Annotated in this window: 12 protein-coding genes; 7 read left to right on the forward strand and 5 right to left on the reverse strand. The window is 65.2% G+C overall.

All coding sequences use genetic code 11. The annotated features are described in order from the left end of the window. The first annotated feature begins 445 nt into the window (after positions 1-445). The 4 genes from X268_RS22640 (at position 446) to X268_RS22655 (ending at position 5,149) form a co-directional block, all read left to right on the forward strand. Positions 446-2,017 carry an ABC transporter ATP-binding protein gene (locus tag X268_RS22640; protein ID WP_128926976.1) on the forward strand — a complete coding sequence of 524 codons (1,572 nt, stop codon included), beginning with the start codon at positions 446-448 and terminating at the stop codon, positions 2,015-2,017. Further along, a complete protein-coding gene (locus tag X268_RS22645; protein WP_128926977.1) occupies positions 2,001-3,092 on the forward strand; it encodes an ABC transporter permease in 1,092 nt (363 codons plus the stop codon). Before X268_RS22640 ends, X268_RS22645 begins: the two co-directional genes overlap by 17 nt. After that, positions 3,079-3,996 (forward strand): ABC transporter permease, encoded by a 918-nt coding sequence (locus tag X268_RS22650; RefSeq protein WP_128926978.1) that lies wholly within the window; start codon positions 3,079-3,081, stop codon positions 3,994-3,996. Before X268_RS22645 ends, X268_RS22650 begins: the two co-directional genes overlap by 14 nt. Positions 3,997-4,072: 76 nt before the next feature. After that, on the forward strand, positions 4,073-5,149 hold the full coding sequence (locus X268_RS22655; RefSeq protein ID WP_164937870.1) for a BMP family ABC transporter substrate-binding protein: 1,077 nt from the start codon (positions 4,073-4,075) through the stop codon (positions 5,147-5,149). A gap of 108 nt (positions 5,150-5,257) precedes the next feature. Here the strand turns inward: X268_RS22655 and X268_RS22660 are convergent, their stop codons facing one another. Beyond that, positions 5,258-6,607 carry an 8-oxoguanine deaminase gene (locus tag X268_RS22660; protein WP_128926980.1) on the reverse strand — a complete coding sequence of 450 codons (1,350 nt, stop codon included), beginning with the start codon at positions 6,605-6,607 and terminating at the stop codon, positions 5,258-5,260. Positions 6,608-6,773: 166 nt separating this feature from the next. On the opposite strand from X268_RS22660, the gene X268_RS22665 reads away from it, so the two are divergent. Together X268_RS22665 and X268_RS22670 are read left to right on the forward strand one after the other, a co-directional pair. Continuing rightward, complete coding sequence (locus X268_RS22665; protein ID WP_128926981.1) at positions 6,774-7,598, forward strand: FAD binding domain-containing protein; 825 nt, start codon at positions 6,774-6,776, stop codon at positions 7,596-7,598. Continuing rightward, entirely contained in the window at positions 7,595-10,321 is a 2,727-nt protein-coding gene (locus X268_RS22670) for a molybdopterin-dependent oxidoreductase (RefSeq protein WP_128926982.1), read from the forward strand. Before X268_RS22665 ends, X268_RS22670 begins: the two co-directional genes overlap by 4 nt. Here X268_RS22670 and uraD read toward each other — a convergent pair. The 4 genes from uraD to X268_RS22690 all read right to left on the reverse strand — a co-directional run bounded on the left by uraD (position 10,318) and on the right by X268_RS22690 (position 12,930). Further along, positions 10,318-11,205, reverse strand: coding sequence for a 2-oxo-4-hydroxy-4-carboxy-5-ureidoimidazoline decarboxylase (gene uraD / locus X268_RS22675; protein WP_128926983.1), 888 nt, complete (start codon positions 11,203-11,205; stop codon positions 10,318-10,320). The two genes, X268_RS22670 and uraD, sit on opposite strands and share 4 nt — an antisense overlap. Before the next feature lie 5 nt (positions 11,206-11,210). Further along, entirely contained in the window at positions 11,211-12,146 is a 936-nt protein-coding gene (gene puuE / locus X268_RS22680) for an allantoinase PuuE (RefSeq protein ID WP_128926984.1), read from the reverse strand. Beyond that, positions 12,147-12,560, reverse strand: coding sequence for a DUF3830 family protein (locus X268_RS22685; protein WP_100175432.1), 414 nt, complete (start codon positions 12,558-12,560; stop codon positions 12,147-12,149). Positions 12,561-12,648: 88 nt separating this feature from the next. Beyond that, entirely contained in the window at positions 12,649-12,930 is a 282-nt protein-coding gene (locus X268_RS22690) for a hypothetical protein (RefSeq protein WP_128926985.1), read from the reverse strand. Positions 12,931-13,151: 221 nt separating this feature from the next. Between X268_RS22690 and X268_RS22695 the strand changes: the two genes are divergently transcribed. Further along, on the forward strand, positions 13,152-13,370 hold the full coding sequence (locus X268_RS22695; protein WP_164937871.1) for a hypothetical protein: 219 nt from the start codon (positions 13,152-13,154) through the stop codon (positions 13,368-13,370). The last annotated feature ends 406 nt before the right edge of the window (positions 13,371-13,776 follow it).

Here is a 13,776-nt window from a genome sequence, read left to right on the forward strand (position 1 = left end):
GCGTTCCATCGCGGGATTTGGAAGGTTTTTCATAGCGGACACGCGGCCGAGCGAGGCCAGCGATTGCCGGACCTTCCCGTTTGATTTCGCTCTTCTTTTGTGAGGAGCGGATATTGCGGGGGCGCAATGTCCGGGAGCCAATGTTGCACCGATCGGCACCGCATGAACGTACTGGCGCAACTTTGCTCACTGCGATGTCAAGTCTGCATAGCAGGTTCCGATTTGCCTTGGATCGTCACAAATCTGCAACAGGCGTCCGCGGAAGCCGCGCCGGCAAGGCGATGCGCAGGCGTTCGAACACCGGTCGTCGTCCTGGCGAGAGCAGGCACATTGCCACCCGGTGCCTGCCAAAGCGTTGAGCAAGGGATGACGCATTTTCACACCTTACGCCGGGGAGCAAACTGGCCCACTATTGGGACCCTTCATCATGCAAGCGCACCAGCGAATGTTGGATTCGACACCTGAGGACCTGATTTCCGGCGAGTCCCCGCTGCTGCGGACGATCGGACTGACCAAGCGCTATGGCGATTTCCTCGCCAACGATTCCGTCGACATCGATATCTGGCCCGGCGAAATCCACGCGCTGCTCGGCGAGAACGGCGCGGGCAAGTCGACCCTGGTCAAGGCGATCTACGGACTGATCCAGCCCAGCGCCGGCGAGATTCGCTGGCAGGGCGAGCGGATCGTGCTGTCTGGCCCCTCGGAAGCACGCCGCCTCGGCATCGGCATGGTCTTCCAGCACTTCTCGCTGTTCGACAATCTCACAGTCGCCGAGAACGTCGCACTCGGCCTCGACGGACGGGAATCCTTCAACGACATGTCGGCGCGGCTCGCGCAGGTGTCAAAGACTTACGGCCTTCCGCTCGATCCCCGGCGCGAGGTCTGGCAATTGTCGGTCGGCGAGCGCCAGCGCATCGAGATCGTTCGCGCCTTGATGCAGGATCCAAAGTTCCTGATCCTGGACGAGCCCACCGCGGTGTTGACGCCGCAGGAAGCCGATCAGCTCTTCATCGTTTTGGAGCGACTCAAGGCCGAAGGCCGCGCCATCCTCTACATCAGCCACAAGCTCGAGGAGGTAAAGCGGCTGTGCGATACCGCCACGATTCTGCGCGGCGGCAGGAAGGTCGAGACCTGCAATCCCAGGCTGGAGACCGCAGCATCGCTCGCGCGCATGATGGTCGGTGGTGAGGTCAAGGAGGTGAAGGCGGCGGCCGGCCGGAAGACCACCGTGCCGCGGCTCGTCGTCAACGATCTGTCGCTCGCACCAAGCGAGCCGCATGGCGTACGGCTCGAGCACATCTCGTTCGAGTTGAAGGGCGGCGAGATTCTGGGCATCGCCGGCGTCGCCGGCAACGGCCAGGATGAATTGTTCGCCGCACTCTCCGGCGAGCGGCTGTCCAAGGATCCCGGCACCGTGGTGATCGAAGGCATCGCTGCCGGCCACCTCTCGATTACCCAGCGCCGCAAGTTGGGCGCGGCTTTCGTGCCCGAGGAGCGGCTCGGCCACGGCACCGCGCCGCGCATGAAGCTGTCGGAGAACGCACTGCTCACCGGGCACGCCGCCAGCGGCATGGTCCGTCGCGGCTTCATCGACACCGCAGCGACACTGAAGACAGTTGACCGCGCAACCGAAACCTTCGACGTCCGTAAGGCCAAGCGCGATCCGGAAGCTGCGAGCCTGTCCGGCGGCAATTTGCAGAAATTCATCGTGGGGCGCGAGATCCTGCGCAATCCCGCCGTGCTGGTGGTGAGCCAGCCGACCTGGGGCGTGGACGCCGGCGCGGCGGCCGTCATCCGTCAGGCGCTGCTTGATCTCGCAACCGCCGGTGCCGCCGTGCTCGTGACCAGCCAGGATCTCGACGAGCTGACGGAGATCGCCGACCGGATCGCCGTGATGTTCCACGGCAGATTGTCAGCGCCGCTCGCCACGAGCGAAGCGACGCGCGAAAAGCTCGGCCTGCTGATGGGCGGCAGCAGCCTGGAGCCGAAGGAGGCCGCGCATGCAGTTGGTGCTTGAGAAGCGCGCCGAGCGCTCGGGCACGATCGCGCTGGTCTCGCCGCTGATCGCGGTCGGCCTCACGATCGCGACCATGGTCATCCTGTTCGCGATCCTCGGCAAGAATCCGCTGCTTGCCTTGCACGCCTATTTCATCGCGCCCTTGACCGATGGCTATTCGCTCCAGGAGATCGCAGTGAAGGCGACGCCACTGGTGATGATCGCAATTGGGCTGTCGCTCTGCTATCTCGCCAATGCCTGGAACATCGGCGCCGAAGGCCAATTCCTGATCGGCGCGGTGGCCGGCAGCTGGATCGCGGTGAGGACGCAGGGCACCGACGCCGGCGCCTGGGTGCTGCCCGCCATGCTCATGCTCGCCGCCGCCGCAGGCGCGCTCTATGCGCTGATCCCGGCGATCTGCAAGGTGAAATTCGGCGCCAGCGAGATCCTGACCAGCCTGATGCTGGTTTATGTCGCCGACCTCTTCCTTGACTATCTCGTGCGCGGCCCCTGGCGCGACCCGCATGGCTTCAACTTCCCGACCACGGCCGAGTTCGACCCGGTGGCGACCGTCCCGTTGCTGATCGAGGGCGGCCGGCTGCATCTCGGCGCGATCATCGCGCTCGTTGTCGTCGCGGCAGCGGCAATCCTGCTCGGGCGAACCATCAAGGGTTTCGAGATCCGCGTGGTCGGTGCGGCCCCCCGCGCGGCGCGGTTTGGCGGCTTCAACGCCAACCAGCTGATCATCCTGACCTTCGCGGTATCAGGCGCGCTCGCAGGCCTTGCCGGCATCATCGAGGTCGCGGGTCCCGTCGGCCATCTCCAGCCCGGGATTTCGCCGGGCTACGGCTTTACCGCGATCATCGTTGCCTTCCTTGGCCGCTTGAACCCGCTTGGAATATTGATTGCAGGCCTTTTCCTTGCATTGACCTTTATCGGCGGCGAGCAGGCGCAGATCGCGATGAAGATTCCGTTGGATGTCACCAAGGTGTTTCAGGGCATTTTGCTGTTCTACGTGCTCGCCTGCGATTCCCTGATCCTCTATCGATTCAAGCTGGTGTTCCCGAACCGACAGGTGCCCCGTGGAGCTGGTTGAAGCCATCATCCTTTCAGTGCTCGCCGCATCGACGCCGCTCCTGATCGCCGCGACCGGGGAGCTGGTGGCCGAGCGCTCCGGCGTACTCAATCTCGGTGTCGAGGGCATGATGATCGTCGGCGCGGCCTGCGGCTTCGCCGGTGCGTGGCTCACCGGATCGATCTTGATCGGCGCGCTGTTCGGCATCATCGCGGGCATGCTGATGTCGCTCGTATTCGCGCTGATGGCGCTCGGGCTTGCCGTCAACCAAGTCGCAACAGGCCTTGCGCTCACCATCCTCGGCGTCGGGATCTCAGGCCTGATCGGCGCTGGCTTCGTCGGCGAGCGCATCACGCCGGCCGCGCACCTCAATCTTCCTGTGCTGACGGACATTCCGCTGATCGGCCGTGTGCTGTTCGGTGAGGACGGCTTTGTCTATTTCTCGGTCGCGCTGATCGTCGGCGTCGGGTGGTTCCTGTACCGCACGCGGGCGGGACTGATCCTGCGCGCCTGCGGCGACAATCACGTGTCCGCGCATGCGCTCGGCTATCCCGTGCTGCGCATCCGCACCCTCGCCGTGATGTTCGGCGGCGCCTGCGCCGGCCTTGCCGGCGCCTATCTGCCGCTTGCCTATACGCCGTTTTTCATTCCAGGCATGACCGCCGGCCGCGGCTGGATCGCGCTGGCGCTGGTGGTGTTCTCGTCCTGGCGTCCCGGCCGGCTCGTGGTCGGCGCCTATCTGTTCGGCGCCGTGACGATCCTGCAGCTGCATGCTCAAGGATGGGGCGTCGGCATTCCCTCGCAATTCATGTCGGCGCTGCCTTATCTTGCGACTGTCATCGTTCTCATTCTGCTCTCCCGCGCGCGCAGCGGCGGCTCGACCGCACCGGCCGCGCTCGGCACCGTGTTCGTACCTGACCGCTGAATTTCATTTCCGCGACGGGCGCGATGGGGCGCGCGCGTTGCGGATCGAGGCTTTCCCCTGATGTTGGAGATCGATGATGAGGAAATCACTTCTTGCGTTGGCCGCCGGATTCTTGCTCGCCGGCAGCATCAGTGCAGCCTCCGCCGCCGACAGGCTCAAGGTCGGCTTCATCTATCTGGGTCCGATCGGAGACCTCGGCTGGACCTACCAGCACGATCTCGGGCGCCAGGCGCTGGTGAAGGAGCTCGGCGACAAGATCGAGACCACCTATCTCGAGAACGTGCCCGAAGGCCCCGACGCCGAACGCTCCATCGAGCAGCTCGTCCGCGCCGGCAACAAGCTGATCTTCACGACGTCGTTCGGCTACATGGATCCGACGCTGAAGGTCGCCAAGAAATATCCGAACGTGCATTTCGAGCACGCCACCGGCTACAAGCGTAACCCGAACATGTCGACCTACTCGGCGAAATGGTTTCAGGGCCGCTACATCCAGGGCCTGATCGCCGCCAAGATGTCGAAGTCGGGTGTGCTCGGCTATATCGGCTCGTTCCCGATTCCGGAGGTGGTCTCTGGCATCAACGCGACGATGCTGGCGGCGCAGACCATCAACCCCAACATCAAGGTCAAGATCATCTGGGCCAACACCTGGTTCGACCCGGGCAAGGAGGCCGACGCGGCCAAGGCGCTGATCGACCAGGGCGCCGACGTGATCATGCAGCACACGGATTCGCCAGCGGCGATGCAGATCGCCAGCGAGCGCGGCAAGCTGGCCTTCGGGCAGGATTCCGAGATGATCAAGTTCGGGCCCAAGACCCAGCTGACCTCGATCCTCGACACCTGGGGCCCCTATTACATCGAACGCGTCAAGGCCGAGCTGGCCGGAACCTGGAAGTCCGAGGATAGCTGGGGCGGCCTCGACAGCCACATGTTCGCGATGGCGCCCTATACCAACATGCCTGACGACGTGAAAAAGATGGCGGAGGATGCCCAAGCCGCGATCACCGCAGGCAAGCTGCATCCGTTCAAATGCCCGATGATTGGGCAGGACGGCAAGCCGGTCGAGTGCAAGGGCGGCGATCACCTCGACGACGGCCAGATCCTCGGCATGAATTTCTACGTCAAGGGCATCGACGACAAGCTGCCGGGCAAGTAGCACGCTTCTTGCTTTACCCAAATCACCTGCTCCTCCCGGAGGAGGTTCGGAGGGGGTGGCCAGAAGCACCCGGCACTTATGGTCGCCCCCTCTTTCAATCTTCTTCCTCTATCCCGCCTGCAGCGCCCGCGCTGCGGAACCGTGGCGACGGATGAGATCGGCGACATCGAGGCCCGGAATTGCGCCGTCGATCACGGCCCATTGTCCGGCCACCATCACCCGGTCGGCCCGATGCGCCCCGCACAGCACCAGCGCAGCCAGCGGATCGCCATGGCCGGAGAAGCGCAGCTCGTCGAGCTTGAATAGCGCAAGATCGGCCGCCTTGCCGCGCGCGATCTCGCCGAGTTCCGGGCGGCCGACGCAGCCCGCCGAGCCCTTGGTGGCCCAGCGCAGCGCGTCCTTGTGGCTGACCTTGGTGACGCCATAGCGCGCCCGTTGCAGCAGGAAGGCGGCGCGGACCTCCTGCATCAGGTTCGAGCCGTCGTTGGAGGCCGAGCCGTCGACACCAATGCCGATCCCGACGCCAGCCTCCTCCATCTCGCAGACCGGACAACAGCCGGACGCCAGCAGCTGGTTGCTGCAGGCGCAATGGCTGATGGTCGTCCTGGCCTTGCGGAGCCGCTTCATTTCGCCGGCGTTGAAGAATATGCCGTGTGCGAGCCAGGTTCGCGCATTGAGCCAGCCGCATTGCTCGAGATAGTCGAGCGGGCGGCAGCCATACATTTGCTCGCAGAACCTGTTCTCGTCCTCGGTCTCGGCGAGATGGGTATGCAGACGCACGTCGAGTTTGTCGGCGAGATCGGCGGTCGCGCGCATCAACGACGTCGTCACCGAAAAGGGCGAGCACGGCGCCAGCGCGATCTGCACCATGGCATCCGGACCGCGCTGGTGGTGCTTTGCGACCACGCGCGCGCTGTCGGCGAGGATCGTGTCCTCGTCCTGCACCACGCTGTCGGGCGGCAGGCCGCCGTCGCGCTGCGACAGGTTCATCGAGCCGCGCGTCAGCAGCACGCGCAGGCCCAGCCGCTTGGCCACCGCCACTTCGATATCCACGGCGTCCTCGAGTCCTGCCGGAAACACGTAATGATGATCCGTGGTGGTGGTACAGCCCGACAGCAGGAGCTCGGACATCGCCACGGTGACGCCGAGCTCGAGCGTTTCCGGCGTCAGCCTCGCCCAAACCGGATACAGCGCCTGAAGCCAGGGGAACAGCTCGCGGTCCAGCGCCGCCGGCAACGCCCGCGTCAGCGTCTGGTAGAAGTGATGATGGGTGTTGATCAGGCCTGGCAGCACCACGTGCTCGCTGGCATCGAACATCGCGACATCGGTGGCCGCGGGCGTAGCGCCGGCCGGCACCAGCTCGACGATCCGGCCGGCCTGCACCACGACGCCACGCTCGGCACCGTCGGCGAGTATGGCCAGGGGATCCCTGATCCAGATCGACCTTGAATCGCTCATGATCCGACTTTCTCCTCACATTCGCTGGAGACGGGGCCGCAAGGCGGACGCGGGTCCGATCGCGGCCTTGCTGCGACCTGTCGTTGCGACTTCTTCTTGCGACTTGGCTCCGGTCTTGCAAGACTTTCCGTCGGACGATTCACCCGACCGAAGCATGGGCGCAGCCATGGATTTGAATACCATCACAGCGGTCGCCCATCCGCAAACGCGTACGCAACTGCCGGCTTGGACGGCAGGCGATGCCTGGCTCGCGGGCGGCACGTGGCTGTTCTCGGAGCCGCAGGTCCATCTGAAACGGCTGATCGATCTGACCGACCTGAAATGGCCGGCGCTGACGATCACCGACAACCATCTCTCCATCGCCGCCACTTGCACCATCGCAGAGCTCGATGGGCTTGCCTGCCCGTCCGACTGGCTCCCCGCGCCGCTGATCAACCAATGCTGCCGGGCCTTTCTTGCTTCGTTCAAGATCTGGAAGACCGCAACCGTCGGCGGCAATCTCTGCATGTCGCTGCCGGCAGGACCGATGATCTCGCTCACCTCCGCGCTCGACGGCGTCTGCACCATCTGGAAGGCCGGTGGCGGTGAGCAGACGATTCCGGTCGTCGACTTCGTCACCGGCAACCAACGCAATCGCCTGACGCCGGGCGACCTGATCCGGCAGATCGATATCCCGATCGCTGCGATGAAGCGCCGCACGGCGTTTCGCCAGATCTCGCTGGCACCGGTCGGCCGCTCGGCGGCGCTCCTGATCGGCAGCCTCGATACCGATGGCACGCTGCTGCTCACGGTCACCGCATCGACGGTACGGCCGATCCGGCTGTCCTTCCGCAAGGCCCCGGACGCCGATGTGCTTTGCGACGCCATCGCGCAGCAGATCACGGATGATTTGTACCACACCGACATCCACGGCAAGCCGCTATGGCGCAAGCACATGACCTTCCGGCTTGCCGAGGAGATTCGCCGCGAATTGCTCGGAGCTATGCCGTGAGCTTCGAGATCAACGGCAAGACGTTTGCGCAGCGGCCGCGCGCCGGCCAGTGCCTGCGCACGTTCCTGCGCGAGCTCGGCCATTTCGGCGTAAAAAAGGGCTGCGATGCCGGTGACTGCGGCGCCTGCACCGTGCTGCTCGACGGCGAGCCGGTGCACAGCTGCCTGATCCCGGCCTTCCGCGCCGACGCACGCGCCATCACCACGATCGAAGGTCTCGGCGGTGAGCATGGCACGCATCCGATGCAGCAAGCCTTCCTCGATGCGCAGGGCTTTCAATGCGGCTTCTGCACCGCCGGCATGATCCTGACCTGCGCCTCGCTGAACCAGGCGCAGCGCACCGATCTCGGCTCCGCGCTGAAGGGCAATATCTGCCGCTGCACCGGGTACCGGGCGATCGAGGATGCGCTGCTCGGCAAATCCAATGTCGAGTCGAGCGTCGAGCCCGGCGCCGCCTTCGGCCGCAGCTTGCCGGCGCCGGCAGGCCCCGACATCGTCCGCGGCGGGGGGCGCTACACCTTCGACACCGCGATCGACGGCCTGCTGCACATCAAGCTGCTGCGTTCGCCGCACGCCCACGCCAGGATCGTCGCGATCGACAAGTCCGACGCGCTGAGCGTTCCCGGCGTGCATGCGGTGCTGACGCATGAGGATGCGCCGTCGGTGCTGATCTCGACCGCGCGCCACGAAAAGGACTGGATGGACCCCGAGGACACCCGCGTTCTCGACGACGTGGTCCGCTTCATCGGCCAAAAGGTCGCCGCGGTTGTCGCCGAGAGCGAAGGCGCCGCCGAGGAGGCGTGCCGGCGGATCAAGGTCGCGTACGAGATCCTGCCGGCGCTGATCGACCCTGAAAAGGCGATGGCACCGGGCGCTCCGATCGTTCATCCCGACCGCACCACTGCCAATCGCATCGCAGATCCCGAGCGTAACCTCGCGGCGGAGACGCATGGCGAGTATGGCGACGTCGCGGCGGCGCTCGCGGCGTCCGCCGCCACCTATGAAGCCACCTTCCACAGTCATCGCGTACAGCACGCCGCACTGGAGACGCATGGTGGCCTCGCCTGGCTCGATGAATCCGGCGTGCTGAACGTCCGCACCTCGACGCAGGTGCCGTTCCTGACCCGGCGCGCGCTGTCCGAAATCTTCAAGCTTCCCCTGGACAAGGTCCGCGTGTTCTGCGAGCGCGTCGGCGGCGGCTTCGGAGGCAAGCAGGAGATGTTCGTCGAGGATATCCTGGCGCTTGCCGCGCTCAGGACCGGACGCCCGGTGAAGCTGGAGCTGACCCGCGAGGAGCAGTTTATCGCGACATCGACGCGGCACCCGATGCGGGTCCACATCAAGGCCGGCGCGGACGCCGACGGCAAGCTCACCGCGCTGCAGCTCGAGGTGCTTTCCAACACCGGCGCCTACGGCAATCATGCCGGGCCCGTGATGTTCCACTCGCTGGCGGAATCCATTGCCGTCTACAATTGCCCGAACAAGCGGGTCGATGGCTACGCGGTCTACACCAACACGGTGCCGGCGGGTGCGTTTCGCGGCTATGGCCTGCCGCAGACACAGATCGCGGTCGAGGCAGCGATCGACGAGCTGGCAAAGCAGCTCGGCATCAGCCCTTGCGAGATGCGTCGACGCAATATCGTCAAGCCCGGCGATCCCATGCTGTCGCCGCCGCCGTCCGAATATCACGACGTGCTCTACGGATCCTATGGGCTCGACCAGTGTCTCGACCTCGTCGAGCGCGCGATGCAGGCGGACGGCCCGCGGCCGGAGCTGTCGCCCGAATGGCTGATAGGCGACGGCTTCGCTCTGACCATGATCGACACGGTGCCGCCGGCGGGACACCTCGCCGACGCCACGATCGCGCTCAACGGGGACGGCAGCTTCGATCTCACCGTCGGCACCGCCGAGTTCGGCAACGGCACCAGCACCGTGCACCGTCAGATCGCAGCCGCCACGCTCGCGACCACGGTCGACAGAATGCGCCTGCGCCAATCCGACACCGCCCATGGCGGCCACGACACCGGCGCCTATGGCAGTGCGGGCACCTTCGTCGCCGGCAAGGCGACGCATGCGGCGGCCATGCAGCTCGCGGCCGAGCTGAAGGCGGCCGCCGCAGGCGCGTGGCTGTGTGACGTCGGGACCTGTGTGCTCGAGGACAATGCCGTCGTCAGCGGCGTCCGGCGCATGTCCTTCCTGGAGCTGGCGAAACTTGCGCGCGAACGCGGGCAGCCCTTTGCAGGCAGCGGCAATTCCGGCGGCACGCCGCGGTCGGTCGGCTTCAACGTGCAGGGCTTTCGCGTCGCCGTGAACAAGGGCACCGGCGAGCTTAGGATTCTCAGGAGCGTACATGCCGCCGATGCAGGAGTCGTCGCCAATCCCATGCAGTGCCGCGGTCAGGTCGAGGGCGGCGTCGCGCAGGCGCTCGGTGCGGCGCTGTACGAGGAGATGGTGATCGACGCGACCGGTCGCGTCACCAACGCGAAATTCCGTGACTACCACCTGCCCTCTTTCGCCGACGTGCCACGCACCGAGGTGTTCTTTGCCGAGACGTCCGACACCATCGGCCCGTTGGGCGCAAAGTCGATGAGCGAGAGCCCCTACAATCCGGTCGCCGCCGCGCTCGGCAACGCCATTGCCGATGCCACCGGCATCCGCTTCACCGCGCCGCCCTTCAAGCCGGATCGGCTGTTTCCAGCCCTGCTCGACAAATTCGGCGGCTAGCTGCCGCGATAGGTCGAATAGCTCCACGGCGTGATCAGCAGCGGCACGTGATAGTGATCTTCTGGCGCGCTGATTCCGAAGCGCAGCGGGACTTCGTCGAGGAACGGCGGGGCGGCGAGTTGCAGGTTGCGCTCCGCGTAATATTTGCCGACGCTGAAGCGAAGCTCGTAGCGGCCGATCGGCAGCGGACGCCCGCCGATCAACGGCTGGTCGGTGCGACCGTCTGCGTTGGTGACGGTGCGCGCGATAATCCGATTCTCGCCGAGCGCGGAGAGCTCGACGAGCTCCACCGGGATGCCGGGCGCGGGCTTGCCGGCGTGATTGTCCAGCACATGCGTCGAGAGCCGGCCATGCACTTTCAGTTTGTCGTCGGCGACGACGAGCTGATGGAGCCGCAGCGCCGAGATGCGGCCGATCTCCTCGATCGCGCGCCGCGTCTCGGTCTTGGCGATATTGAGCAGTCGCGTCTCGAAGTCGCGCAGCACGGAGTCCTTGGTGTGACGGCGCACGCAGACGATATAGGGGAAGCCGAATTTTTCGCGGTATGCGTTGTTGGCGCGCTCGAACGCGGCGTATTCGGCATCCGACAAGCGGTCGAGACCGGCGCCGGTCTGCTCGTCGGTCGATTCCGCCGTCAAGCCCGCTGCGCGCTGGGTCTTGTTGGCGAGATCGGGATGCGCCCGGATCAGCGCGAGCTGTACGTCGGGCTCTGCACTCTGGATCGCCGCCATCAGCGCCGTATGCAGCTGGTTGATGCCGGTGAATGGCCGCTGTTCCGCGAGCTTCTCCGCAATCCACGGCGAATACTCGACAACATTGGCGAGCGCGGCGACGAAGTCGGCCTTGCTGGCAACATTGAGATCGGCGAGTGAAATTTGCGGCATTGTCCTCACTCGATCTCGAACGCATCGGCGGCGAGATGGGCGTGCTTGTCGTGCCAGTGCTGCGCGATCTGCAATCGCGTCGGCACCCAGACGCGCTCGTGCTCGCCGATATAGTCGAGGAATCGGATCAGGCCCGCGGCGCGGCCGGGCCGGCCGGCGAGACGGCAGTGCAGCCCGACCGACATCATCTTCGGCGCTGTCTGCCCTTCCGCATAGAGCACGTCGAAGGCATCCTTCAGATAGGTGAAGAACTGCTCGCCTTCGGCAAAGCCCTGCGGATTGATGAACCGCATGTCGTTGGCATCGAGCGTATAGGGAATGACGAGCTGCTTGCCGCTCGCGCCCTTGATCCAATAGGGCAGGTCGTCGGCATAGGAGTCGCAGAGATAGAGGAAGCCGCCCTCCTCCATCAAGAGACGATTGGTGTTGATCGAGGAGCGCCCGGTGTACCAGCCGAGCGGGCGCGATCCGGTTGCCTCGGTATGGATGCGGATCGCATCCGCGATCTCGGCGCGCTCCTGCGCCTCGGTCATGTCCTTGTGCTCGATCCACTTCAGGCTGTGGCTGGCGATATCCCAGCCCGCCTCCTTCATCGCCGCGACGATCTCGGGATTGCGCTTCAAGGCGGTCGCGACGCCGAACACGGTGGTCGGCCAGTTGCGTGCGGTGAACATGCGCCACAGCCGCCAGAAGCCGGCGCGCGAGCCATATTCGAACATGGACTCGATATTGGCGTGGCGCTGGCCGGGCCAGGGCTGCGCGCCGAGCACATCGGACAGGAACGCCTCCGACGCGCGGTCGCCGTGCAAGATGTTGTTCTCGCCGCCCTCCTCGAAATTGACGACGAACTGCACCGCGACCCGCGCATTGCCGGGCCATTGCGGGTGCGGCGGGGTGCGGCCGTAACCGCGAAGATCGCGCGGGGAACGAGCGTCAGTCACTCAGACTTCCTCGAAGCGGATCGGCAGCGCGCCCTTCCACAGCACGCTCTTGCCGAGGGTGGCGAGATTCTCCAGGCCGGAGGTCAACGTGATGAAATGGTTGCCGGCGAGCTGGCCCATCTTGCTCGCGAAATGCACGCCGCCATAGGCCAGCAGGATCTCGGTCTCGCTGATGCCGCCGGGATAGAGAATGATCTGGCCGGGCGCGGGATAGCTGGTGTGGTTCTCGTAGCCGACGCCAAAGTCGAGATCGCCGAGCGGCATCCACACGCCTTCACCGCTCCAACGCACATGGATGATGTGGCTTTCGAACGGCAGCGCCTTGCGGAAGGCGGCGACGGTCTTGGGTGCCAGCTGCTCCTCGAAGCGGGCATCGAAGGTGAATTCGCCGGCGCGGATAACGAGTTTGCTCATCTCATCTCTCTGGAGCGGGGCAGATTCCCCCGCAGGGAAGTTTCAGCAAGAAGCACTCCATCGGGCTTCGCGCAAGGGCGAAGCCGCATCACCTGCGGTCGTAGGACCAGCCGAAAATGCCGCTCCGCCGCACCTCCGGCTCCGCCTCGGCGGCTGCCGGAGGCGGCGCCTCCTTCAGTTCTGCCTGCGGCGGTGGCGGAGGTGGTGCCGGCAGGTTCTCGCATTTCATGGAATAGACCAGCTTGCCGTCCGCGGTCCGCCCGATCGGCGCGCAGGGATCCGGATGCGCCGCCGAACTCTTCGGCGTGGGTTTGACCTGCGCCGCCACCGGCGCGGCGATCAGGAGAAGGGCCAGCAGATATTTCGACATCGTTGTCGCCTGGAAAGCCAATTCGCCCCATTGAACCGGATTGCAGCGGGCAAGTCCATCGGCGCCGCAGGCCGATTGCCGAATATTTAGCCGAGACTAAAAAATTTGCTCGCCCCAACGTGATGGAGACGCCGCTGATATTCGGCGGGACACATCGCCATGTCAGCCTCGACGACGACGACATTTCACACAGCCGGGACGTCGTCACGGGAGAAACAACCATGCGAAAGACGTTTGCCATTCTCGGCGCCACCCTGATTGCCGCCGCCACCGTCCAGACCGCCGCCGCAGGCGATCGTCACCACGTCCGCAAGGCGCACCCTGCTCCCATCACTCAATCGATCCGCGATTCCAACGCCGCCATGTGGCCGTCGCAGCCGACTGCGCCTGACTGGTCACGCTACGCCAACGGCGCAATGTCGGCACCGGCGGGACGGTGATACTGGAAACTTAGAGCGATCAAGCGCAACTGCTTCCACACCGGTGCGGGCGCGCATTTCGAATTGCAGACACGCCTACGCATCCTCGCGGCTGATTTCGCCCGAGCCTTGATTGATCGTTCCGCCCTCTTGTCCAAGAGAGCGCAGGGAAGGCCGGGTGCCGGCTGGCACCCGCGGTCCGCTGCGCGAAAGGTAGCGCAAAGGAACCGCACAGCAGCATACAGGTGAAGCCCAACACACGGCCTTCCCTGCGCGGTGGTCGGACGGCTTATGCCGTGCTCTCCCGGGAGCCGAGTTCGTTCTGGCCTCCCTCGCCTTCGCGAAAGTCGCCGACACCGCGCCGGTTGACGCGACTGCCGCATCCGCCAAGGCTTGACCGTAGCAACGACGGCCAGGACCACACGGT

This window comes from Bradyrhizobium guangxiense (genome assembly GCF_004114915.1).
Taxonomy (GTDB): domain Bacteria; phylum Pseudomonadota; class Alphaproteobacteria; order Rhizobiales; family Xanthobacteraceae; genus Bradyrhizobium; species Bradyrhizobium guangxiense.

Coding starts and splice junctions, on each gene's coding strand:
- X268_RS22640 (WP_128926976.1), top strand. CDS start 446: ATGTTGGATTCGACACCTGAGGACCTGATTTCCGGCGAGTCCCCGCTG.
- X268_RS22645 (WP_128926977.1), top strand. CDS start 2,001: ATGCAGTTGGTGCTTGAGAAGCGCGCCGAGCGCTCGGGCACGATCGCG.
- X268_RS22655 (WP_164937870.1), top strand. CDS start 4,073: ATGAGGAAATCACTTCTTGCGTTGGCCGCCGGATTCTTGCTCGCCGGC.
- X268_RS22660 (WP_128926980.1), bottom strand. CDS start 6,607: ATGAGCGATTCAAGGTCGATCTGGATCAGGGATCCCCTGGCCATACTC.
- X268_RS22665 (WP_128926981.1), top strand. CDS start 6,774: ATGGATTTGAATACCATCACAGCGGTCGCCCATCCGCAAACGCGTACG.
- uraD (WP_128926983.1), bottom strand. CDS start 11,205: ATGCCGCAAATTTCACTCGCCGATCTCAATGTTGCCAGCAAGGCCGAC.
- X268_RS22685 (WP_100175432.1), bottom strand. CDS start 12,560: ATGAGCAAACTCGTTATCCGCGCCGGCGAATTCACCTTCGATGCCCGC.
- X268_RS22690 (WP_128926985.1), bottom strand. CDS start 12,930: ATGTCGAAATATCTGCTGGCCCTTCTCCTGATCGCCGCGCCGGTGGCG.
- X268_RS22695 (WP_164937871.1), top strand. CDS start 13,152: ATGCGAAAGACGTTTGCCATTCTCGGCGCCACCCTGATTGCCGCCGCC.